The organism is Solibacillus sp. FSL K6-1126 (assembly GCF_038003445.1).
Classification (GTDB): domain Bacteria; phylum Bacillota; class Bacilli; order Bacillales_A; family Planococcaceae; genus Solibacillus; species Solibacillus silvestris.
The window spans coordinates 2,026,446-2,048,874 of record NZ_JBBOPD010000001.1; the positions used below are offsets into that span (position 1 = coordinate 2,026,446).

Here is a 22,429-nt window from a genome sequence, read left to right on the forward strand (position 1 = left end):
TAAACACCCTCTATAGTTTGAAGTCTTTTCAATTGAAACTTTAGCTTTTATTCTTGTGTATAGTTTGCTGATTCCGTTGAGGGAGCAGCCTCTCCGGGAATTGGTGTATTATGAATATAAGCGGGTGCTTGCCCCAGTTTAGGTACTTGTCCCATTGCTTCAGGATTTGCAATATATTCAAAATTAGCCTGCTTATCCATACTTGGTCCGGAAGCCCATCGCCCTTGTGAACTTTCTTCCCCTTTTGAGAAGTTCATAAAAGAGTAAGAGACTTGCTGTTTTTCAAGTCCTTGTGGGAAGGTACTAGGAACAATTGGCTTTTGTTTTTGTTCTAACTCTTCTATAGCAGCCATCCATTGATTTTGGTGCATTGTATCCCGAGCAATTAAAAATGATAGCATATCTCTTATACCGGGGTCTGTTGTAGACTCATATAATCTTACTACTTGTAATCTTCCTTGAGATTCAGCGTTAAGATTTGCACGAAAATCCGCCAAAAGATTGCCGCTAGCAATCGTATAGCGTGAATTCCACGGGTAACCCACACTATCTGTTGGGGTTGCACCTAGTCCGGAAACAATAACATGTTGTGGATTCATTCCACCTAAGACGGCTCCTATTAGAGGATCTTTAGCAGCTTGTTCTTGTTCATTCACGGGAGCTCCATCAAGTAACTGGGCAATCATTGTGGTAATCATTTCGACATGTGCGATTTCTTCAGTACCGATATCTAAAAGCATATCTCGATATTTTTCTTCTCCTCGACAGTTCCAACCTTGAAATAGATACTGCATCATAACCGTTATCTCACCGAATTGTCCACCTAAAATTTCTTGAAGTTTTTTTGCATAAACCGGATCTGGTCGTTCTGGTTTAGCATTATATTGTAATTCTTTAATATGGTAGAACATTAAAAGCCCCTCCTTTAATTTTCCTTTTTATTTTAGACATTAAAATTCATTTTTAATCCTAAACCTTTTTAGGATTGTTTAATCATTGAATAGTGATAATAAATTTGGAGAAGCTATTATTAATTCTTTTAATGAACGGTGGTTATCTGTTAGATGGAATGGGATTATATATGGAAAGCTATATTAGTTGTTGTTGCGGGAACAGTTCTCTTGAGAATTGCAGGCAGGAAGACAATTTCACAAATGACATTGGCTGAAACAGTTATTATGATTGGAATTGGGTCATTACTTATTCAACCTGTAGCCGGTAAGGATATTTGGACAACCATATTAGTTGGAGGTGTGCTTGTTGGGACACTGTTAGTGATGGAATATATTCAAATAAAATCTGATATTATTGAAAAATTAATTACAGGTAAAGCAAAAATTGTAATAGATAATGGAAAATTGAATAAACAAAATTTAAAGAAACTTAGGTTATCCGTAGACCAACTGGAAATGAAATTGAGGCAAAATAGTGTATCTAAAATAAGTGACGTGAAATGGGCAACATTAGAACCGAATGGTCAATTAGGTATTGAGTTAAAACAAGATGCTCAACCTGTAACGAAAAAGGATTTCGAAGAATTTAAAAGAAATATGATTAGTTTAATAACTAATAATTCTCAAGATAATCATACAAATGAAGTAACCAATGAAGGAAATAATCAAGAAAATATATTCTTAGAAATTCAGAACAAGGGTCACCAGTCGCCACCACCAAAGGACCTACAATAATAGGGACTGTGTTCATTGGATACAATGATAATATTATTGTGACGCTAACTATAACTCCACCACTACTTATAAGATTTAATTTAGGGAAGTGAACGAGTATATAATACTGAAAAGCATCTGTTGGTTTACTCTATGCACAGATGCTTTTTTAATAGGTCCTTTATTCAATAGTTTCAAGATAGCGGTATAGTGTCGATTTACTAATGCCTGTCTCATTTTTAATATCTAAAAGTGTAAATTTCCCGGACTGATACATATCAATCGCTTTCTTCACATTATCATCGGATTTTTTAGGGCGCCCGATAGATTTACCTTTCGCTTTTGCATCCGCCATACCTAAAGTAGTCGATTGCTTAACGATATCGCTCTGGAATCTTAAAAAGAATTGTAAAACCTGCTCTAGCGATTTTTCGAGTAATTGTGTAGATGTAATATTTTCCTCCATGAAATGAAGCGTGACTTGATCACGTTTACAAATTTTAAGTAATTCCTCTAAATGTCTAGTAGAATCGGCAATACTAAAGAATCGATGTATTCGAATAGTGTCGCCCTTTTCAATTGTCATGAGTAATTCTTCAAGAGCTATCCGCTTTTTTGCACGGCCATGATTTTCAGTGAAAACTTGGTCGCAATCCATTAAAATAGCTGTTTGTATGTGCATATCTTTATCGTCAAATAGTGGTCGTTGATAACCGTAAATCATTCATTTCACTCCATTTTCGTTCCGTAATGGTTCCTTTTTGGGAAAAGTGTGCTATGATATTTTAAGAATTTATTTTTTAGAAGGAGAATACCATGCAAAGTTTAAAACAACAATGGTTCGGTAATGTGCGTGGAGACATCTTATCAGGGATTGTCGTAGCCTTAGCACTCATCCCGGAAGCAATTGCCTTTTCCATCATTGCTGGTGTCGATCCAATGGTCGGACTTTATGCGTCATTTTCTATTGCTGTTATTATAGCATTTGTTGGTGGCAGACCGGGAATGATATCTGCTGCAACTGGCGCAATGGCATTAGTTATTGTTAATTTAGTAGCAGATCATGGATTACAGTATTTGTTAGCAGCTACAATTTTAACAGGGGTTATACAAGTATTATTTGGCATGTTTGGAATTGCAAAATTAATGCGCTTTATTCCGAATTCAGTCATGTTAGGTTTCGTGAATGCTTTAGCGATTCTTATTTTTATGGCACAAGTACCGCATTTTTTAGGGGAAGGGACAATGACGTATGTCTTTATAGCCATCACGTTACTAATCGTCTATTTGTTGCCACGATTCTTTAAAGCCATTCCGGCCCCATTAATAGCCATTGTATTATTAACAGCGGTTACTTTTATGTTTAATGTTGAATTAAAAACAATTGGGGATTTGGGATCGATTACACAAAGCTTACCAAGCTTTTTCATTCCAGATGTGCCTTTTAATTTAGAAACATTGTCTATTATTTTCCCATATGCACTTGCACTAGCATTAGTTGGCTTAATGGAATCTCTGATGACGGCTCAAATTGTCGATGATATGACAGATACGAAGTCAGACAAAAACCAAGAAGCACGTGGGCAAGGAATTGCGAACTTGATTAATGGTTTCTTCGGTGGAATGGCTGGATGTGCGATGATCGGCCAATCAATTATTAACGTTAAATCAGGCGGACGTGGTCGTCTTTCTACACTTGTTGCCGGGATCTTTCTAATGTTCTTAATTTTAGTGCTTGGGAATGTAGTGATTGATATTCCGATGCCTGTACTGGTCGGGATTATGATTATGGTGAGTATCGGTACGTTTGATTGGGGTTCGTTTAAATACATTGCAAAAGCACCTCGTACAGATGCGTTTGTGATGGTTGCAACAGTAGCAGTCGTTGTCTACACACACAATTTAGCAATTGGCGTTGTACTTGGCGTCATCTTAAGTGCAATATTTTTCGTAGCATCGATTTCAAAGGTACGCATACTCCAGGATAAAGGTGTATTTATTGTAGAAGGTCCACTGTTCTTCGCATCGACACAAAACTTTATTCAAACAATTGAAGAAGCGAAAGAAAATCATGTCACGATTGATTTATCAAGTAGTCATTTATGGGACGAATCCGCAGTTGGTGCTGTTGTAAAAGTCGTCAACAAGCTAGAAGAGCAGGGGAAAACAGTAAAAGTCATCGGTATGAATCCTGCGAGTGAAAAACTCTATAAAAAACTATTAAATGTTAGTGTGTCACATTAAAGGGGGATTCTTTATGTATCAACATATTTTATTAGCGGTTGACGGTTCTGAAAATGCTGTGCGTGCAGCTAAAGAAGCAGTGAAAATTGCTTCAGAGGCTTCATTAATTGAAATGGTATATGTTGCAGATTTTGAAAAGGCAAAAACAGAAGTTTTACATGCAAAGTCCAGTGAAAGTTTAATGTTAGAGCGCAAACGTAAAGTATTACCAATAGAAGAGGTTTTAAGATCAGCTGGTAAGCAATTTAAATTAACTATTTTACATGGTACACCTGGCCCTGAAATTGTGAAATATTCAAATGAGAAGAAAGTTGATCTTGTTATCATTGGTAGCCGTGGCTTGAATTCATTACAGGAGATGGTCTTAGGTAGTGTGAGCCATAAAGTAATGAAGCGTGTTCAATGCCCAGCTTTAATTGTGAAATAACGTAATGGAATAAAAAAGTACTTTTCACCTTTGTGAAAGCAGCATGGCTACGGTCATGCTGTTATTTTATTTATGTCTAATTAAATTTTAAATTTCATATGTAGGCATTCAATAAATCGGGCGCGATTCTTCAATAAGAAGATTGCGTTTTTCCGTTATAGGGCGCGTTTATGGAGTAATATAGGTAGAAAATGATCAAATTTTTTTATAAAACCCAAACTAAAAAACTCAAAAGGAAAATCCATTTTGAACAATCTTTTTTTCAAAATGAATTCTTCTTATTAATCGTAAAATGATGATTTATAAGGTGTATTGCTCAAACTTTATTTCAAAGCTACAACGGATTATTTAACACGTTACTTCTTACTTTATTTCAAGTTCCAGTGGTAAATAAAATTTTTGGGTTGCATAAATAAGGATCGCAGCATAATATAAGTATATCATTATATAGTGATATATTTTTTAACTTAAATATAATTATATTATTATATAGCTATGGAGGGGTACAAATGGAGCTCGATTTAATGGAAAAACAATTAAAGGCTGTTGCTGATGCCAATCGTTTACGTATTTTAGCGTGTCTGAAAAAAGGAGAAATTTGCGTATGTGATTTTACAGACGTCCTTAATATTTCACAACCCGCTGTGAGTCAGCATTTACGTAAGCTCAAGGAAGCCGGTATTATTACAGAACGCAAGGTAGGTACATGGAAACATTATCGAATTCAAGAAAATCAAACTTCGTTAATGCGAAATATACTTGCTTCAATTAATGAAGATTCAACATGTGGATGTAAAATTAACAGTGAATGTGTGGAGGGCTAAAAATTGAATATGTTTGTCATTGCGTTACTCATTTTTATTGTAACGCTGGTTTTTGTAATCTGGCAGCCAAAGGGACTGAATATTGGCTGGTCTGCAATGGCTGGAGCAATCGTCGCATTACTTGTTGGTGTTGTTGATTTTAACGATGTCGGAACTGTAATTGATATAACGTGGAATGCCACATTATCTTTTATTGCCATTATTTTAATTTCACTTGTATTAGATGAAATTGGTTTGTTCGAGTGGGCTGCACTACATATGGCACGTGCCGCAAAAGGTAACGGTATCAAAATGTTTGTGTATGTTAGTTTGCTCGGAGCAGTTGTTGCTGCATTATTTGCAAATGATGGAGCCGCACTGATTTTAACGCCGATTGTGTTAGCGATGGTACGTAATTTACAGTTTAGCGAAAAAATGATTTTCCCGTTTATTATGGCGAGTGGTTTTATTGCAGATACAACGAGCTTACCGTTTGTAGTGAGTAACTTAGTAAACATCGTATCAGCAGACTTCTTTGATATAGGGTTTGTGGAATATGCTTCGCGTATGGTTATCCCGAACTTATTCTCGCTTGTGGCAACAATTGTGGTGCTACTGATTTACTTTAACAAATCGATTCCACGTGAATACAATCAATCGATGTTAAAGGAACCACGACTTGCAATAAAAGATATGAAAATGTTCAAGTTATCTTGGTTTGTACTTGCTATTTTAGTAGTTGGCTATTTCTCAAGTGAATTTATTGGTGTTCCAGTTTCTCTTGTAGCAGGCATTATTGCAATTTTCTTCTTAGTTATGGCACGACAAAGTTCTGTCGTTGATACAAAAGCTGTTGTGAAAGGTGCACCTTGGAATATCGTATTCTTCTCAATAGGGATGTACGTAGTTGTTTACGGACTAGGCAATGCAGGATTAACTCCTGTTTTAGCTAGTGCAATTGAATGGACAGCAGAGCAAGGATTATTTGCTGCAACCGTAGGTATGGGTTTTATTGCCGCTTTCCTATCATCAATTATGAACAATATGCCAACGGTGATGGTCAATGCGTTAGCAATTGCTGAAACGACGACAAATGGTACTTTACGTGAAGCATTAATTTATGCAAACATCATCGGGTCAGACTTAGGACCAAAAATTACACCAATTGGATCATTGGCAACCTTGGTGTGGTTATATGTACTATCTCAAAAAGGTGTGAAAATCTCTTGGGGTACGTACTTTAAAACAGGGATTGTATTAACAGTACCCATCTTAATCTTTACGTTAATCGGACTTTACATTACATTACTAATTTTTTAATTAAAGGAGTTTATTCAAATGACAAAAAAAACACTATATTTCTTATGTACAGGAAACTCTTGCCGTTCACAAATGGCAGATGGGTGGGCACAAAAGCTATTACCGGAAGATTGGGAAGTGTATTCAGCTGGTATTGAAACACACGGTGTCAATCCAAATGCAATTAAAGCAATGAATGAAGTAGGAATCGATATTTCTCACCACACGTCAGATTTAATTAACCCAGATATTTTAAACAAAGCTACATTAGTCATAACTCTTTGTGGGGATGCAGCAGATAAATGTCCTATGACACCTCCAGGCGTACGTCGTGAGCATTGGGGATTTGAAGACCCAGCAAAAGCTACGGGTACAGAAGAAGAAAAATGGGCCGTGTTCCAGCAAGTACGTGATGCAATCGGTGCACGTATCGAGCAGTTCGTAAACGAAGAGTTAAAAAAATAAGGGTTCGGAGGGATCGACTTGAAGAAAATCGAAATTTTTGAACAGGCGATGTGCTGTCCAACAGGTGTATGTGGACCAGCAATCGATCCAGAGTTACTACGCATGTCTTTTATTATGAATAACTTAAAAAATACGAACGTGTCAGCTGAACGTTTCAATTTAACGAATAATCCGGATATGTTTATCGACAATAAAGCAGTTAATGATTTATTAATGAATAACGGAATGGATAGCTTGCCGGCGACATTCGTGGATGGTGAACTGGTATTAAAGGGGAATTACCCGACAACAGTTCAGTTTGCGGAGTGGTCTGGATTAAGTGAAGATGAGCTTTTGAAAAAGCCGAAAGTGCGTCTATCCATCGGAGTGAATAAATAATGGAACGTTTTACAAGTGAGCATTTCCCCACAACACCATTTCTTTTCTTTACAGGAAAAGGTGGTGTTGGGAAAACATCGACTGCTAGCAGTCTTTCCATTGCGTTAGCGAAAGAAGGACGAAGAGTGCTGTTGATTAGCACAGACCCAGCTTCGAATTTACAAGATATATTTGGTCAGGACTTAAAAAATGAACCCACAAAAATAGACGGTACAGAAAATCTCTATGCACTAAATCTTGATCCTGAGCAAGCTGCAGCAAGCTATAAGGAGCAAATGGTTGGTCCATATCGTGGAAAATTGCCGGAAGTCGTAATTCAAAATATGGAGGAACAATTATCCGGTGCTTGCACTGTTGAAATTGCCGCTTTTAATGAATTTGCAATGCTTTTAACAAACGATGCGTATACAGAGCAGTACGATACGATTGTGTTTGATACGGCACCAACTGGCCATACTCTTCGTTTATTGCAGTTACCGTCAGCATGGTCAACATTTTTAGATGAAAATACGACAGGTACGTCTTGTCTAGGTCCATTAAAAGGGCTTGAGCCACAGCGAGAAGTATATAAGCAAGCTGTTGCACAGTTAACGAATGAGGCGCAAACAACACTGATGCTTGTCACACGACCTGAAACAAATCCATTAAAGGAAGCAGCACGTGCATCAGAGGAATTATCTGAGATTGGTCTGCGTAATCAGCAATTGATTATTAACGGCTTTCTACAATTGGCAAGTGATGACCCGATTGAAAAGGCATTTTATGAACGTCAAACAGTCGCGCTAAAAAAAATGCCAGAACCATTAAAGGCATTTGACCATTATTACTTACCGTTTGTACCATATTCTTTATCAAGCATTGAGCGAATGGAAGCATGGTTGATGGATACGAAGCTCCAGACAAATGCGAATGAGCCAACGTCACTAAATACTCCAGAACTTGTAGAAATGATTGCGGACTACGTGGCACGTAAACCAAAGATTATTTTTGCGATGGGGAAAGGTGGTGTAGGTAAAACGACTGTTGCCTCTTATATTGCTCTTAGACTGGCTGAAGAAGGTATGCGTGTTCATTTAACAACAACAGACCCCGCAGCCCATATAAATTGGACATTTGGTCAAGAGGAACAAGATGGTCTAACTGTTAGTCGTATTAGCCCAAAAGTAGAAATTGCGAATTACGAAGCAGAAGTGCTAGCAAAAGCAAGTGAGACAATGAATGAAGACGGACTCGCTTTTGTAAAAGAAGATTTAGCTTCACCTTGTACGGAAGAAATTGCGGTCTTTAGAGCATTTGCGAATCTGGTTGAAACGCATCAAGATGAAGTTATTATTATCGATACAGCGCCAACAGGGCACACGTTGTTACTGCTCGATGCAACGGAAAGTTATCATAGGGAAATTTCTCGTTCAGCTGGGGAAGTACCTGTTGCTGTTTCAAATTTATTACCACGGTTACGTGATCAACATTATACGAGTGTAGCTATCGTTACGTTACCAGAAGCTACACCTGTGTATGAAGCATCACGACTGCAAGAGGATTTAGCACGTGCAGGCTTACATGTCGATTGGTGGGTAGTTAATCAATCATTTACCGGTCTTACACTAACAAGTCCAACACTGATGCAAAAACAGCAGTCTGAGGTTAAATGGATAGAAGAAGTAAAACAATTAAGCAAAAACCGTTTTGTGACGATTCCTTGGGTGAAGGAAGCGCCAGTTGGAAAAGACGGATTACATGCATTAAAAGGGGAGACGCTAAAGTGAAGATGAGTCCAGAAGGTAAACAATTTGTAGAGCAAGTATTAGCACAAGCTGAAGCTGAAGGTGCAACATTGCGCTTTTACGGTGTAGCTGGTTGTTGTGGTATGAATTTAAGTGCTGAAATTGCACAGGCTAAAGAACCAGATACAGTAGAGACGGTTGAAGGAATTGAAATCGCCATAGATCCACAAATTGCTCAGCAGTTAACAGACGTAACGATTCACGCAGAAGAAGAGAATGGCCAACTTGGCTTAGTATTACTAGGCTACGAACAATCAAGCTGCTAATGCGATTACATCATTCAAGTACATTAACAGTTGAATACTTTTTAAAATATGCACAACTTGTGATGAAAAGCCGGAAATTATCGGTTGAAGAAACACAACAATTTATGGAAGACTTTTTCTTTAAAGGTGATCCACTTGTATATGGTGAGTCTACTCGTCGACAGTTTTTACAAGCAATGGCTGAGCTTCAAAAATATTAATAGAAAATCCATCTCTACCAAGAGGTGGATTTTTCTTTTTCTGTTTGTTAAATTAAGATTAGTTATTTAAGAAGGAGTCTTTACAGTGCTTTCAAAAGAAAAACTAGAAAATAATCAAGTACTTATTTATATAGGCACTTTAGCTATCGCTGCGGGTTTTGGACTGTTCGTATCTGATATGTCAAATAAGCTTGATGTGGCAATTACGGTTGTCATTGGATTATTAATGTACAGTATGTTTTCACAAATTCCGTTTATGTCTTTAAAAGAAGCACTATCTAACCGTCGATTTATTGTAGCACTCTGTATCGTGAATTATGTAGCCGTACCGATCGTTGTGTGGGTATTATCATTATTTTTACCAGGCTATCCACCGCTTTTATTAGGTGTATACCTTGTGCTGTTAACACCATGTATTGATTATGTGATAGTCTTTACAGCATTAGGGCGAGGCAATGAGAAAGCAATGCTCATTGCAACACCGGTTTTATTTATTACCCAAATGTTGCTGTTGCCTGTTTACTTATGGCTATTTATTGGGGAAGAAGCCGCAAAGCTGATAGAAGTGACACCATTTGTTGAGGCATTTTTAGGACTCATTGTGTTACCTTTAGGAATTGCGATTGGTGTGCAGTTATACGCAAAGCAGGGGAAATTGGGGAATCAGATGCTGGAATTCTCAGCATGGCTACCTGTTCCGTTTATGGCTCTTACACTTTTCGTTGTTGTTGCTTCACAAATCAATAAGCTAACTGGCTCAGCCGAATGGATTTTAAAAGTCATTCCTGTTTATATAGCCTTTATGGTTATTATGCCTTTCATCTCTAAATTAATTGGGAAGTGGATGAAACTTGATGTGAAAACAGGTCGTGCATTAATTTTTAGTGGTTCTACACGAAATTCACTTGTTGTATTGCCATTTGCGTTAGCACTACCAAGCGACGTAAGCACAATTGTTGTAGCAATTATTGTGACCCAAACGATTGTCGAGATAATAGGTGAGCTCCTCTACATACGTTTGATTCCCAATGTTGTATTACGTGACTAATAAAGAACCCCTTGAAAATGGCTTCAAGGGGATTCTTTCTAACAGCAATTAGAGGTGCTATTACTATTTAAATCTAAACTACATACACCCGTCTCAGGAAGGTCTAGCTCTACTTTTCGAGCTCCTTCGAGATTACCTGTTAAGTAAGCGACAACTGAACGAACTTGCTCATAGCCGGTCGCCATTAAGAAGGTTGGCGCACGTCCGTAGCTTTTCATTCCAACAATATAAAAGCCAAGTTCAGGATGACGTAATTCTAACTCACCATGCGGACGAACCGTACCACAGCTATGTTCGTTTGGATCAATAAGTGGTGCTAATGCTTCTACACTTTCGACAGTAGCATCAATCGATAATCGGATTTCTTTTAAGAATTTAAAGTCCGGACGGGTTCCTGTATTTGCAATGATTTCATCAACTGCCAAAAGCTGTTGTTTACCACTAACGCCTTCACCTTTTATGAGAATTCCAGCTGAGGTTTGTGTAAGTTCCTCGATATAAAAAGGGGTAAAGACTTTTATTTTCCCTTCATCTACTAAAGCATGAATGCGACTTCCTAATTCACCTCGAGCAGCAAGTGCATCCTTTTCTTCTCCGCCATAGGCATCTGCTACATGTTTTTTACGTAAAATCCATGTAATTTCAACATCTTCAAGTTTATCTAACTCTAAAATTGTATTAATAGCTGAGTGCCCACCTCCTATAACAGCGATACGTTTGCTTGTATAGCGTTCTTTTAGTGTTTCAATATTTGGGATACCGTAAAAGATCTTATCAGCAAGCTTTTGTTCAGCTGATGTCCAAACATTATCTGCATGAACAGGATTCGGTGTTGCCCATGTCCCCGTTGCATCAATGACGGCACTGGCAAAAATGCGTTTTGTTTCACCGTTTTGTTCTGTATAAATTACAAACGGCGCAGAGTCGCGACTGGCAGACTTCATTTTATCGTGATTTTTTTTACTAATACCTACAACGGTTGTATTAAACGAAATAAATGGTTGGATTCCAGGTAAATTTGCTAAGGGTTTTAAATACACTTCACGAATTTCTTGACCTGTTGGTAGGACGTCTTCCTCTGGAATAGTCCAACCAGATTTCAGCAGTAATTGTTTAGCAGCTTTATCAACGTTGTATTGCCACGGTGAAAATAGACGAACGTGCTGCCAAGATTTAATATTTTCAGCAACCTCAGTACCCTTTTCAAGAAGAATAAAAGCTTCACCAGCTAAAGATAGATGGGCAGCAGCAGCTAACCCCACTGGACCTGCTCCAAGAATTGCAACAGGGTACGCTTTATTTAATTCAAAAGGTGTTTCTTTAAGGGGTGATTCTTTTTGTGTTGCTTCCATAGGCTCACAGCAAGACGTAGCTGACTTAGGTGTTGGTGCACAACAGCTTGTTGACGCTTGAGATTTAATTGTTAATGGTATGTTCATTTTTTAACATCCTCCTAAAATACTTGTATTTTGCAACTATACAATAAATAAAAAAGCAAGAAGTTCTTGCTTAGTAAATTGGGGTACAGCAAACCGTCGATTTAGACATTGCTTCGTTTAGAAGCTGAATTGAACGGAGTACAGTTTCTTTTTCAAAGTCGTTCATATGAGAGAATACTTCATCTAAATAGACATTCATTGACTCATCTATCGTGGTTGAGACAAATTTCCCTTGTGTTGTTAATGATAAAATTGATACACGTTTATCTTGAAGAGAAGGTGTTTTTTTAACCAATTCCATTTTCACTAGTGTTTGAATTTGTCGACTGAATGTCGTAATATCCATTGCAAGTGTTTCAGCAATTTGTTGCATAGAAGGTGTTTGCTGCTTATCTATTTCGTAAAGAATTTGACTTTGGATAGTGGATATTTCAAATGATCCAACAGAGCAACAATTTTTGTTTAATAATCCAAATCTTCGTGTTAGTATGTGAAAAATTTCGCGTTTGTTTTCCATTCAATCACCTCTAATTAAAGTAAAACAAAAATACTTGTAAAATGCAACTATTTATTTTATTATTTTAATATTCAGTTACTAGGAGGTTGATTTATGGCGATTAAAATTCGATTTGTTACAAGTGAAGATTGGCTAGATGTAAAGCGAATTTATGAAGCAGGAATCGATACAAAAATGGCTACATTCGAATCGAGGGCACCCGAATCTTATAATGAATGGTTTGGAGAAGCAATTCCAACTTGTTCATTTGTTGCTTTAGAAGAAAATCAAATTTTAGGTTGGTGTAAATTAATACCAGTTTCAAAACGGAGGGTGTATAAAGGGGTAGGGGAAGTAAGCATTTATATAGCGCCTGACGCGAAAGGGAAGGGAATAGGAAATTTGTTGTTAAATCATATGATTTTAGCATCTGAAAACGAAGGATTTTGGACACTGGAATCCAAAATCTTTAAAGAAAATGTGGCTAGTTTAAACCTTCATGAAAAGAATGGCTTTCGTATCGTGGGTATTCGAGAAAAAATCGCACTACTAGATGGGGATTGGAAAGACAATGTTTTAATGGAGAGAAGAAAGCCTATTAGCCCTTAACTTAAGTAAAAGAAATAATTATAACGAAGTAGTAAAAAGCAGCATTTCCATATTGGAATTGCTGCTTTGGTCTTTTAATATAGATTATCTAAAAACTTTTATGGAATACATGTTTCTTAATTCTACAATCAGGCCAAATAGTTTAATAACCTAAAGTTAATAAGAAAGCTCGAAAGCAAAGATTTATATTATTCCTTTATGTTTCTTTTTGGCGTTTTAAGGCATTGAAGATATTGAAATCTCATACATTTAAGTGGAAAGTATAAATTTTCCTGTATTAATCCAAATAATTCAATCTATTTATGTAATTATTTGGTAAGATACTCTTAAAAGAATTGATAGGAGTTTATAACAATGATTTCAAAAATAAAAATATCTAATATCGCTTCATATGACGAGACAGGAATAGAGCTTAATTCGTTGGATAAATTTAATTTTATATATGGAAACAATGGTTGTGGAAAATCTACTTTTAGTAAAGTATTGGAATATCCAACTAATTTTCAGGATTCTGAAGTCATGTCAGGTGATTCAGTACATAAAACTCTTGTCTATAATAAAAATTTTATTAAACAACATTTTAATGCGAGCCACGAAATACCTGGTATTTTTACATTAGGTAAGGAAGCAGTTACTACACAGGATGAAATAAAAAAACGAGAAGATCGAGTTAATCATTTAAATGAAAAGCTCCCTATACAAAAGGAGCAATTAGAAAGGGAAGGTGAAGGGTTAAGGAATCTAAATCTTAGGTTCATAGAACGTACATGGGAATTAAAGAAAAAGTATGACGATGTTTTTAGTGATGTTTTAACAGGTGCCAGGGGATCAAAATCAGGTTTTAATCAAGTACTAATTTCTAAAATCGAAAATATTGATAACTCTAATATTGAAGACTTGCAAACACTTATAGGAAGGTCTCAAACACTATTTAAACAAAAACATGAACTTAAACCACCTTTTACTTTTCCAAATTTAGCGTTTATCGGAGAGTTGCAAAGTGATTTATTGCAGGAAAGGATCATAGGTAAGCAAGATTTAGATATTAGTAATTTGATTAGAGATTTAAATCTTGATGATTGGGTGTTAGAAGGGACTAATCATCTTCACTCAACAAATAATAAATGTCCTTTTTGCCAGCAGGATTTGCCAACCTTCATAACTTCTCAATTGGAAGAGTATTTCGATAAAACTTATTATTCAAAATTGGAATTATTAAAGAAGATTAAGTCTAATTCTGCAAATGCATGGCAAATGTTGATGAAATATTTAAGGGAATTAGATTTAAACTATGAAGGAATTATCGACCAAGGAAGATTGTCATTTATAATCGAACTTACACAAAAACAATTTCAGGATTTTGAGCAGTCAATAGAAAAGAAAATTGGTGAACCGAGTTTAGTTTTATTACCACTAAACTACGATGATTATCTACTTGAATTAAAATCTTTCTTAGATACTCAAGTAATTAGAATCAATGATTATAATAAAATGATTGAAAATATCAGGGTAGAAAAAGAACTTCTAACTAATAAGGTATGGAATTTCTTAGCATTAGAGATTAAAGCTGAATACGATACTTATTTAGAACAAAGAAGAAAGTTAGAACGTATTGTTGAAAGCAGAACTAAATCTGTAGATAAAGCTATAGAAAGTATTAGGCAGGTCCAAAAAGAAATCATGGAGTTGAAAGCTTCCATCGTGGGGGTTGATGAGTCTGTGAATAATATTAACAAACAGTTAATTGTTTTTGGATTTACTAATTTTCATTTAGCTACTACTCCAGAAAAAGGTGTATATAAAATTTTTAGACCAAACGGCGAAATTGCCGATGAAACACTAAGTGAAGGTGAAAAAACATTTATCACTTTCTTATATTATTATAATTTAGTCTTTGGTAGTTCAAGTGCGGAGGAAGGAAATATATATAAAATATTAGTAATCGACGATCCAATTTCTAGTCTAGATAGTAAAGTCTTATTTATAGTTAGTACACTGATACAAAACCTTATCTTTGAATCAAATAAGAATAATAGCCACATCAAACAAATATTCTTATTAACACATAATACTTATTTTTTTAAAGAGGTTACTAACCGAATTGAAAATGACTGTACATTTCATATTTTAACTAAAAGGGATAACAAAACTTTTATAAATTCATATGAAAAAAATCCAATAAAAAATTCCTACCAATTACTTTGGGAAGAATTAAATATGTCATTAGAAAATTCAGTTTCTGTCTGCCAAAACATAATGAGACGAATTCTTGAAAATTATTTTTCGTTTACTGGTAATATAAGTTTGTCTTCTCTAGCAACTAATTTTAATGGAGATGATCTACTTATCTATAAATCTCTAATTGCTTGGTTACATGATGGATCACATTCAACGCTAGAAGATTTATTTGTTGCCGTAGATTCTGAGGGAAAACATATTTACTTTAATGTATTTAAAACTGTATTTATTGAATCTGGCCATGAAGCTCATTTTGATATGATGGTTAATACAACGTTTTCAAATGAAAATAAGTATATATTCGAGCAGCCAGTAGCCGCTGAATCAATTACAGTATTACATTAACCATTTTACTGTTACATTCATTGACATGTTATTCTTAACCTTGTGAAAGCATAAAATTAAGCGCATTCATTGTTTAACAAATCAGGCGCGATTGTGGAATAGGTGTTTCTTTCCTTTATAATTTACTGTCAATTAGGGACGCAACATATTAGTCATATAAAATATGTTATGTCCCTTAATTTTACTATAATTCATAAATTTGGTCTTGATAAATTATTAAAGTCCGATAATTTGTAAATGGTTTAAAACAATTCCTTTAGATAAAATAGGAACAAGCCAAAATAATTAACACCCAACACTAATGATTCAATAGATACTTATTATCGGGTTTCTAATTAAAAGCAGCAATTCCATTATGGAATTGCTGCTTTTAATCTTTAAATATCTAGATATATATTTATTTATACATTTGCTTTATTTCTTGAACAATATTAATAATTCTACTTATTTCACGCTCATTAAATTCATTCATTATGTTTAATAATACCTTTAGCTTCTCTTGCTTATTAAAAAATTGTTCATCAATGTCTAATCCTTCAAACTTTAATAATTCGATCGGTGATATTTCTAATCCATGCGCTATTTTTTCAAGTGTTTGCATAGTAATATTGCGTTCTCCACGCTCAACACCTGCTAAGTAAGTGGTATGTAAACCGCATTTTTCGGCCAATTCTTCTTGCGTTAAACCATTAATTTTCCTAACTTCTCTAATGTTTGCACATATAACTTTAATTAGTTCTGACATTTTATCACCTCACTTTAAGATTATGTGAGATTTAAAAATCCAAAAGATAATCATAAGCGCAAAAAAACTTGAATACTATACATAAAAGTATTATTATACTTAGTAGTAACAAAAAGGAGTTAAGAAATTGAGTAATTTATTAAATTCTAATATTGCAATAGAAAATGTTGTCCAGACTAAAATGAGAGGCAGAGTAGCATATCAAGGTGCTGTCTCGTCGCAAATTGCTATACAGTTTTCTTATTCTAAGCTTTATAACGATCCATCAGGCAAAGGTTACCAGCGCCCAATAACGAAAAAGCGTTGTACGGATTTTGCAAATTATTTATCACAAGGGGAGGGCGCACTTTATACGCCAATTCTTTTAAATGCAGCGGGGAACTGGGAGTTTCATGCCTATGATAAAAATCGCCCTTCTTTTGGGCGATTATTATGTAAAAACAAGGCCGCTTTGATGGATGGCCAACATCGTCTCGGAGGAATCAAAGAATATATGGAAGAGACAGGATCTACATTAAATGTCCCATTCCTAGCATTTCATTATTTAGATGAAGATGAAGAAATTTTACTTTTCGATGTCATAAACACGAAAGCAAAGGGGATTGGAACTTCATTAAGCCGTTATCTTAACCGAAATACGGATGATTTAAGCTGGGTAGCTACAAACCTCATTCTTAAACCCGAAAGCCCTTTTTTCTCTAAAGGAACTTTAATAGGTATGCGAAGTAAAGAGCGTAATATCACATTACAAAATCTTTATAATATCGTTCATCTTCTAACAAAAGGTTCAGAGTTAGCTTCACTGCCGAAAGAAAAAAAGTTAAATTTAGCGCTATTTTACTTCAATTTAATTAAAGAATTGTTTCCCGATGAGTGGGAGGATAATAAATTATATAGAATGACTCACATAACTTGTTTAAATGCATTAGCGATTGCAGGTAATACGATTCTAAATGAAAATTATCTTTCAAAATCGCAACAACCGGATTCAGTTAAAATCGCTAACAAAATGGCGAATTTGAGTAATATAGATTGGCTATCTATTGGAGATTTAAAATATTTAAAAGGGGTAGCCGGATCTAAAATGTTGGCTAAAGACATTTTGAATTGTGTTAAATAAGACGACTAAGCTGGCTAAGCAATATGCTGTCAGCTTTTTTATTATGTAAAGTGAAATGGAAATAATGAAAAGCTACTGTCTTGGCATTTGTTTATTGTATAAAAGAAAGGTACGCAATTCACGCATGCTTAGCTCTTTATGGCATCCCAACACAGTTAGAAAACTAGTTCTTAATCATTGTAAACTCGTTCGTTTATTTTGTGATAGCTGGTTAGCATAAAGAGTTCACCTCTAATTAGTAGTTTGTGTACATGTAAAAAAGAATTTTGTTACCAATCATACTTACCAAATTAAACCAAACACGCCTTATGGTAGGACCATAAGGCGTGTTTATTTTTCTGTTATTCGATTAAATTTCCATTTACTAGTTTTTCCGTTAACTACGGTATGTGTATCAAACATCTTTGAGCAAATTTCAGCTCGGATTTTCTACCTTGAATTAGGTTTATAAGGGGATAGGAAGTAGGACTAATCAAAAATAAATTTACATTCTTCTGGATTTATTGATACGAAAGCTTCGATAACTGGATGTCTTAACTTTTTACCATTAATCCATTCAAGAAAGTGAACTTTCACAGTAATTATTGGTTCTAACCAAACACTATCTTTACTGGCAAAATTTTCGAAGGGGGAATTCTCTTGAATAAATGAATTTATTGCTACAGTAAACTGTTGCCAGTCTTCCTTTGTTAACTTTCCTGTGCCAACACTACCTATATAAACTAATTGTTTCTTTTCATTGTATAACCCTAAGTGAAGAGATTTAACTAATGAGCCCTTTATGGTTACTCCTCCAACTATAGCAACTATATCTTGATTTTTCTTTTTCTTTAGCCATCTGTTATCTTTACCATTTATAATATAAGTGCTATTTAAATCTTTGAAAACTGCGCCCTCCAAGTCATTTTCAATACAGGCATCGAAGAGTGCTTCCGTATCAGAAAAGTTCTCTACAACTTGTATATGGCTATTTGGAATAATCATTTCTTTTAAGATTTTTTGTCGTTCAATTAGTGGTAGGGTTGTAATCCATTTATTATTAATTGATAGCAGGTCAAAAACCATATAAACAATCGGTGTAATTTCAATAAGTTCTTTGTTTTTCTCAATGTTTTTAATCTTATCTCTTTTCATAACCTCATAAAATGATGGAACACCATCTTTAAAAGCTATTACTTCGCCATCAATAATAAAATTCTTAGTATTGGAGTACACTTGTGGAGTCATTAACTCAGGATACTGTTTTGAACGTTCATTTAAGTTTCGGTTGAAAATTTGTATGTTTTTATCAGATGAATAAACCAAAATTCTAGTTCCATCCCACTTCACTTGTCCAATCCAATTATCATCATTAGGAATTATCTCTGTAACAATAGGTTCAAAAGGTTTTATCGGCTTTATTTTTGTCATAGTATTTTTTCCTTTTATATTTATCATTTACAATTACTCTGTGATTAATGTGTCATTAAAGAATTTTTTCTTTAGGGAGTTAAAATTTGTCCGTATAACACAGATAGTCTGATTTAAAAGTGAATTTAAAATCGATTATTCTATATTAATTTGGACAAACTGAGGATGAGGTGATTTTATTGCATAATATCTGGAAAGTTCATGGAAAAGAGTCGAAATTTAGTGGTTTTTTTTTGTCTTGGGTTTTAATAGTCAGAATGAAAATTTCCTGGTTGGTTTAAAGAAAGATGATGAGATTGTTCAAATTGGTACCTTTTCAAAGGGTCTGAAAACAAACGAAAAAGATTCTTTAATCCAATCCATTATTAAGAATGAAAAGAGAAGAGAAAATGGAAATATCTTAATCGAACCAGGAATATGTGTAAAATTATTTTTTGAAACGATAAAGGAAAATGAGTTAATAAATCCTATATTTAATTCATTTCAACTAGAGGTTAGCTGGGAGAATTGTACTTGGGACAGATTAATTATAGATAATACATTTGTTGAAGGTGGTGTTAAGTTAACTCATTCTAAAAAACCTTTATGGAAGACACCATATATTAATAAAGAAGGGTTTTTATCTTATTTAATTCAGGTTTCTTCGTATATGTTACCATTTTTAGAAAGACGAACTTTAACTACTATTCGTTATCCACATGGTATACCTGGTGATTTCTTTTATCAAAAGAATTGTCCAGATTATGCTCCTAGCTCAATATTGACGAAAACAGTAGGGGGTATCAATTATATAGTTTGTAATGAATTATCAACATTACTCTGGCTAGGTAACCAACTTGCAATTGAGTATCACATTCCATTTCAAACAATTGATTCATTAAATCCATTAGAAATTGTTTTTGACTTAGATCCGCCAAGTAAGGGGGATTTTCACTTGGCAATAAAAGCAGCATTAGAAATGAAGATAATTTTCGATAGCTTGGAAATAAAAAGTTACCCAAAACTCTCTGGTAATAAAGGTCTGCAAATTCATATACCAATTAAGGTGAATTCTCTTACCTATGAAGATACTCGTATTTTCATGTACTTTATAGCAAAATATTTAATCGATAAATTTCCTAATGATTTTACAATTGAAAGGTTTAAGAAAAAACGAAGTGGTAAACTTTACATCGATTATCTGCAACATGCAGAAAGGAAAACAATTATATCCCCATACTCAACCCGTGGACAAGAAATTGCCACAGTTGCTGCTCCCCTTTATTGGGAAGAAGTGAATGAAAATTTAAGAATAGAGAAATTCAATATTCCATTTGTACTTGATCGACTTTCAAAAGTTAAATGTCCAATGGATGATTTTTTTATTCAAGAGAATGCAAATCTATTAGAAATTGTTTCTAATTTAAAGGTAAATCTTTAGAGATAATTCTTATTAAACGTACATAATTGGCAAAGTTATGTACGTTTTTTATTTATGTACATCACTATTATACTTTAGATAATGTTGTCTTAAAAGGTTTAGGATAAGTTTCATTGGTATATGTACATCAATTTTATGTAGATACAAGTGAAAAAGCGTAGCAGCAAATGGCTGGAAAATACGAGAACGAAAAGCTGGCAGAAAATAAAAAACTGGAAACATGTAAATGTCATCCTCACGAAATTTGATCAATTAAACGGTTTTTTTAATGGTGCAATCTATCAAGAAGACATGCTTATGGAAGTGGTTTCGTTTAAACATGGTTTGTCCGAGGAAGAAAGCAAAACATTGATCGCCTTTTTTAAATCGAAAGGGACAGTGAAGGAGAAAAGTATATTCGAGATTCCCCCTTCAATTTGCGTAACCGTTGCCTGTATTGATTTCGATGGCAGTAAATTGAGAGAGCCGCGCTTTCATTCGTTCCAACATTATCTGGACGTTTCCGAGTGCAACTGGCAGCAAATGCAGAGACAATTAAACCCGATTCCGGAAAGTGTCATCGTCACCCATCCGGACAAACCGGTTTTTCCTGCTAGCCATATTACAAAGGATGACTATTTGTATTATTTACAGAAGGTAGCGCCCATGATGATGCCTTTTCTGCAGGACCGGTTATTGACGGTCATCCGTTATCCGCACGGAGTACCCGGTGAAAGCTTCTACCAGAAAAACTATATCGAAAACTTGCCGGAATTTATCACAACTCAGTTAGTAGACGACACCCATTTTATCTTGTGCAATAATCTCGAATCCCTACTGTGGTTGGGAAATCAGCTCGCTTTGGAATTTCATATTCCGTTCCAGCCGGTCAGTTCAGAACAGCCGACTGAAATTGTATTTGATTTGGATCCACCTTCCGTTCATGAGTTTGGATTGGCGGTAGATGCTGCTGTAAAGTTTAAAACGATAATGGATTACTTTAAACTGACAAGCTTTATCAAAACGTCTGGAGGAAAGGGCATGCAAATCTATATCCCATTGCCACTGCACACATTTTCTTATGAAGATACGGGTGTATTTACCGAGTTTATATGCCGATTTCTCGTACAGCAATTTCCTGATTCGTTTACAATCGAGCGGATGAAGAAAAACAGGGGTAAAAGGCTGTATTTGGATTATGTCCAGCATCGGGAAGGCAAAACGATTGTGGCACCATATTCACCACGCGGCAATAATAAAGGATTAATCGCCACTCCGTTATTATGGGAAGAAGTATACGAAGGATTAACGCCTGATCTTTTCACAATTCCAAATATAATAAAACGTCTGGAACGCATGTCGGATCCTTTCAAAAATTTCAGGGAAGTGGGTGAGCGGCAGCCATTCCGAGCTGCTCTAGATCAAATAACTGGGAAACAAGTGTAGTTGGTAGCACCAGCAGTCAACTTAGAAAAAAGCCTTCCGCAAATTATGCGAAGGCTTTTCTTTTATACATTAAGAAGGATTAATCACTATAGGAGCATCCTCATGGTGGTTTGAATGACTTGGGGATAAGTCATAAGCAATCAGCGTAACATTTAATTTTTGTTCCAGTTGCTTAATTGCCTCCAGTTTATTCAAATCCAGTTCTGCAAATTTTGTTTCTTCCACAATAATCACATCCTTATTACAGTATAGATGTAGTATGAAAAGTAAATTTATATTTATCCGTGCTGTATGTAGGACAAAATAGCGATTCAGTAAATTTGGCAGAAAAAAAGAGAGATAAAAATATCTCTCAAGCCTCAAGAATTAATTGCATTATAGTTTAATGGATGAAGAATATTAGTAAATACGTCCTTTTTTACAATAAAATATGTTTTCTTATTATATGTAACGACCACTTGCCCTGGTTTAACAAATACTTTAGCTGTCTTTAAATTAGCATATGGCACACCTAATAATTTTGAAATGTTCATGATAATTACCCCTTTTCAAGTTTCTATATTTGTTATTCCCAAAATAATAATAGTTTTAAACTATATTA

General features: G+C 35.0%; 24 protein-coding genes. 16 read left to right on the plus strand and 8 right to left on the minus strand.

Annotated elements, in window-relative coordinates:
* Positions 1-47: 47 nt before the first annotated feature.
* The gene (locus MHH44_RS09925) at positions 48-911 is read right to left on the minus strand and encodes a manganese catalase family protein (protein WP_340718276.1); all 864 of its coding nucleotides are present in this window, start codon (positions 909-911) and stop codon (positions 48-50) included.
* 153 nt (positions 912-1,064) lie between these two features.
* Here MHH44_RS09925 and MHH44_RS09930 point away from each other — a divergent pair, with 153 nt between their 5' ends.
* Positions 1,065-1,688, plus strand: coding sequence for a DUF421 domain-containing protein (locus tag MHH44_RS09930; protein ID WP_340718277.1), 624 nt, complete (start codon positions 1,065-1,067; stop codon positions 1,686-1,688).
* A 160-nt stretch (positions 1,689-1,848) separates the two neighbouring features.
* Here the strand turns inward: MHH44_RS09930 and MHH44_RS09935 are convergent, their stop codons facing one another.
* Complete coding sequence (locus MHH44_RS09935) at positions 1,849-2,391, minus strand: recombinase family protein (protein ID WP_340798458.1); 543 nt, start codon at positions 2,389-2,391, stop codon at positions 1,849-1,851.
* A gap of 92 nt (positions 2,392-2,483) precedes the next feature.
* Between MHH44_RS09935 and MHH44_RS09940 the strand changes: the two genes are divergently transcribed.
* The 10 genes from MHH44_RS09940 (at position 2,484) to MHH44_RS09985 (ending at position 10,581) form a co-directional block, all read left to right on the plus strand.
* The gene (locus tag MHH44_RS09940; protein WP_340798459.1) at positions 2,484-3,911 is read left to right on the plus strand and encodes a SulP family inorganic anion transporter; all 1,428 of its coding nucleotides are present in this window, start codon (positions 2,484-2,486) and stop codon (positions 3,909-3,911) included.
* Positions 3,912-3,924: 13 nt separating this feature from the next.
* Entirely contained in the window at positions 3,925-4,338 is a 414-nt protein-coding gene (locus MHH44_RS09945; RefSeq protein ID WP_340798460.1) for a universal stress protein, read from the plus strand.
* Between the two features lie 509 nt (positions 4,339-4,847).
* On the plus strand, positions 4,848-5,162 hold the full coding sequence (locus tag MHH44_RS09950) for an ArsR/SmtB family transcription factor (RefSeq protein ID WP_340798461.1): 315 nt from the start codon (positions 4,848-4,850) through the stop codon (positions 5,160-5,162).
* Between the two features lie 9 nt (positions 5,163-5,171).
* Positions 5,172-6,461, plus strand: coding sequence for an arsenic transporter (locus MHH44_RS09955; RefSeq protein ID WP_445683050.1), 1,290 nt, complete (start codon positions 5,172-5,174; stop codon positions 6,459-6,461).
* An 18-nt stretch (positions 6,462-6,479) separates the two neighbouring features.
* Positions 6,480-6,905: an arsenate reductase (thioredoxin) gene (gene arsC, locus MHH44_RS09960; RefSeq protein WP_340798463.1), complete on the plus strand. Its 426-nt coding sequence runs from the start codon at positions 6,480-6,482 to the stop codon at positions 6,903-6,905.
* 18 nt (positions 6,906-6,923) lie between these two features.
* On the plus strand, positions 6,924-7,283 hold the full coding sequence (arsD, locus tag MHH44_RS09965; RefSeq protein WP_340732219.1) for an arsenite efflux transporter metallochaperone ArsD: 360 nt from the start codon (positions 6,924-6,926) through the stop codon (positions 7,281-7,283).
* Positions 7,283-9,049, plus strand: coding sequence for an arsenical pump-driving ATPase (gene arsA, locus MHH44_RS09970; protein WP_340798464.1), 1,767 nt, complete (start codon positions 7,283-7,285; stop codon positions 9,047-9,049). Before arsD ends, arsA begins: the two co-directional genes overlap by 1 nt.
* Before the next feature lie 2 nt (positions 9,050-9,051).
* Positions 9,052-9,333, plus strand: coding sequence for a Fe-S cluster assembly protein HesB (locus MHH44_RS09975; protein ID WP_340799506.1), 282 nt, complete (start codon positions 9,052-9,054; stop codon positions 9,331-9,333).
* Entirely contained in the window at positions 9,333-9,533 is a 201-nt protein-coding gene (locus MHH44_RS09980; RefSeq protein WP_340798465.1) for a hypothetical protein, read from the plus strand. The genes MHH44_RS09975 and MHH44_RS09980 overlap by 1 nt, the downstream gene beginning before the upstream one ends.
* Positions 9,534-9,618: 85 nt before the next feature.
* Positions 9,619-10,581 (plus strand): arsenic resistance protein, encoded by a 963-nt coding sequence (locus MHH44_RS09985; RefSeq protein ID WP_340798466.1) that lies wholly within the window; start codon positions 9,619-9,621, stop codon positions 10,579-10,581.
* 38 nt (positions 10,582-10,619) lie between these two features.
* Here the strand turns inward: MHH44_RS09985 and MHH44_RS09990 are convergent, their stop codons facing one another.
* Both MHH44_RS09990 and MHH44_RS09995 read right to left on the minus strand, forming a co-directional pair.
* A complete protein-coding gene (locus MHH44_RS09990; protein ID WP_340798467.1) occupies positions 10,620-12,020 on the minus strand; it encodes an NAD(P)-binding domain-containing protein in 1,401 nt (466 codons plus the stop codon).
* Between the two features lie 70 nt (positions 12,021-12,090).
* Positions 12,091-12,537: a MarR family winged helix-turn-helix transcriptional regulator gene (locus MHH44_RS09995; RefSeq protein WP_340798468.1), complete on the minus strand. Its 447-nt coding sequence runs from the start codon at positions 12,535-12,537 to the stop codon at positions 12,091-12,093.
* A gap of 93 nt (positions 12,538-12,630) precedes the next feature.
* On the opposite strand from MHH44_RS09995, the gene MHH44_RS10000 reads away from it, so the two are divergent.
* Both MHH44_RS10000 and MHH44_RS10005 read left to right on the plus strand, forming a co-directional pair.
* Complete coding sequence (locus MHH44_RS10000; protein WP_340798469.1) at positions 12,631-13,125, plus strand: GNAT family N-acetyltransferase; 495 nt, start codon at positions 12,631-12,633, stop codon at positions 13,123-13,125.
* Between the two features lie 354 nt (positions 13,126-13,479).
* Positions 13,480-15,708: an AAA family ATPase gene (locus MHH44_RS10005; RefSeq protein WP_340798470.1), complete on the plus strand. Its 2,229-nt coding sequence runs from the start codon at positions 13,480-13,482 to the stop codon at positions 15,706-15,708.
* Positions 15,709-16,105: 397 nt separating this feature from the next.
* On the opposite strand, the gene MHH44_RS10010 is transcribed toward MHH44_RS10005, so the two are convergent.
* On the minus strand, positions 16,106-16,453 hold the full coding sequence (locus MHH44_RS10010; RefSeq protein WP_340798471.1) for a helix-turn-helix domain-containing protein: 348 nt from the start codon (positions 16,451-16,453) through the stop codon (positions 16,106-16,108).
* Positions 16,454-16,580: 127 nt separating this feature from the next.
* On the opposite strand from MHH44_RS10010, the gene MHH44_RS10015 reads away from it, so the two are divergent.
* Positions 16,581-17,573 carry a DGQHR domain-containing protein gene (locus MHH44_RS10015; protein WP_340718282.1) on the plus strand — a complete coding sequence of 331 codons (993 nt, stop codon included), beginning with the start codon at positions 16,581-16,583 and terminating at the stop codon, positions 17,571-17,573.
* A 468-nt stretch (positions 17,574-18,041) separates the two neighbouring features.
* Here the strand turns inward: MHH44_RS10015 and MHH44_RS10020 are convergent, their stop codons facing one another.
* A complete protein-coding gene (locus MHH44_RS10020) occupies positions 18,042-18,983 on the minus strand; it encodes an ATP-dependent DNA ligase (RefSeq protein WP_340798472.1) in 942 nt (313 codons plus the stop codon).
* Positions 18,984-19,221: 238 nt separating this feature from the next.
* Between MHH44_RS10020 and ligD (MHH44_RS10025) the strand changes: the two genes are divergently transcribed.
* Complete coding sequence (ligD, locus tag MHH44_RS10025; RefSeq protein ID WP_340798473.1) at positions 19,222-20,403, plus strand: non-homologous end-joining DNA ligase; 1,182 nt, start codon at positions 19,222-19,224, stop codon at positions 20,401-20,403.
* A gap of 147 nt (positions 20,404-20,550) precedes the next feature.
* A complete protein-coding gene (gene ligD, locus MHH44_RS10030) occupies positions 20,551-21,828 on the plus strand; it encodes a DNA ligase D (RefSeq protein WP_445683038.1) in 1,278 nt (425 codons plus the stop codon).
* Positions 21,829-21,897: 69 nt separating this feature from the next.
* Here ligD (MHH44_RS10030) and MHH44_RS10035 read toward each other — a convergent pair whose 3' ends face one another.
* Together MHH44_RS10035 and MHH44_RS10040 are read right to left on the minus strand one after the other, a co-directional pair.
* Positions 21,898-22,053 carry a hypothetical protein gene (locus MHH44_RS10035; protein ID WP_014823888.1) on the minus strand — a complete coding sequence of 52 codons (156 nt, stop codon included), beginning with the start codon at positions 22,051-22,053 and terminating at the stop codon, positions 21,898-21,900.
* A gap of 134 nt (positions 22,054-22,187) precedes the next feature.
* On the minus strand, positions 22,188-22,361 hold the full coding sequence (locus MHH44_RS10040; protein WP_008407084.1) for a hypothetical protein: 174 nt from the start codon (positions 22,359-22,361) through the stop codon (positions 22,188-22,190).
* Between the last annotated feature and the right edge of the window lie 68 nt (positions 22,362-22,429).

Bases quoted from the DNA above. Each gene is read 5' to 3' on its own strand.
- MHH44_RS09925 (WP_340718276.1), bottom strand. From the start codon at position 911: ATGTTCTACCATATTAAAGAATTACAATATAATGCTAAACCAGAACGA.
- MHH44_RS09930 (WP_340718277.1), top strand. From the start codon at position 1,065: ATGGAATGGGATTATATATGGAAAGCTATATTAGTTGTTGTTGCGGGA.
- MHH44_RS09935 (WP_340798458.1), bottom strand. From the start codon at position 2,391: ATGATTTACGGTTATCAACGACCACTATTTGACGATAAAGATATGCAC.
- MHH44_RS09940 (WP_340798459.1), top strand. From the start codon at position 2,484: ATGCAAAGTTTAAAACAACAATGGTTCGGTAATGTGCGTGGAGACATC.
- MHH44_RS09945 (WP_340798460.1), top strand. From the start codon at position 3,925: ATGTATCAACATATTTTATTAGCGGTTGACGGTTCTGAAAATGCTGTG.
- MHH44_RS09950 (WP_340798461.1), top strand. From the start codon at position 4,848: ATGGAGCTCGATTTAATGGAAAAACAATTAAAGGCTGTTGCTGATGCC.
- MHH44_RS09955 (WP_445683050.1), top strand. From the start codon at position 5,172: ATGTTTGTCATTGCGTTACTCATTTTTATTGTAACGCTGGTTTTTGTA.
- arsC (WP_340798463.1), top strand. From the start codon at position 6,480: ATGACAAAAAAAACACTATATTTCTTATGTACAGGAAACTCTTGCCGT.
- arsA (WP_340798464.1), top strand. From the start codon at position 7,283: ATGGAACGTTTTACAAGTGAGCATTTCCCCACAACACCATTTCTTTTC.
- MHH44_RS09975 (WP_340799506.1), top strand. From the start codon at position 9,052: ATGAGTCCAGAAGGTAAACAATTTGTAGAGCAAGTATTAGCACAAGCT.
- MHH44_RS09980 (WP_340798465.1), top strand. From the start codon at position 9,333: ATGCGATTACATCATTCAAGTACATTAACAGTTGAATACTTTTTAAAA.
- MHH44_RS09990 (WP_340798467.1), bottom strand. From the start codon at position 12,020: ATGAACATACCATTAACAATTAAATCTCAAGCGTCAACAAGCTGTTGT.
- MHH44_RS09995 (WP_340798468.1), bottom strand. From the start codon at position 12,537: ATGGAAAACAAACGCGAAATTTTTCACATACTAACACGAAGATTTGGA.
- MHH44_RS10000 (WP_340798469.1), top strand. From the start codon at position 12,631: ATGGCGATTAAAATTCGATTTGTTACAAGTGAAGATTGGCTAGATGTA.
- MHH44_RS10005 (WP_340798470.1), top strand. From the start codon at position 13,480: ATGATTTCAAAAATAAAAATATCTAATATCGCTTCATATGACGAGACA.
- MHH44_RS10010 (WP_340798471.1), bottom strand. From the start codon at position 16,453: ATGTCAGAACTAATTAAAGTTATATGTGCAAACATTAGAGAAGTTAGG.
- MHH44_RS10020 (WP_340798472.1), bottom strand. From the start codon at position 18,983: ATGACAAAAATAAAGCCGATAAAACCTTTTGAACCTATTGTTACAGAG.
- MHH44_RS10040 (WP_008407084.1), bottom strand. From the start codon at position 22,361: ATGAACATTTCAAAATTATTAGGTGTGCCATATGCTAATTTAAAGACA.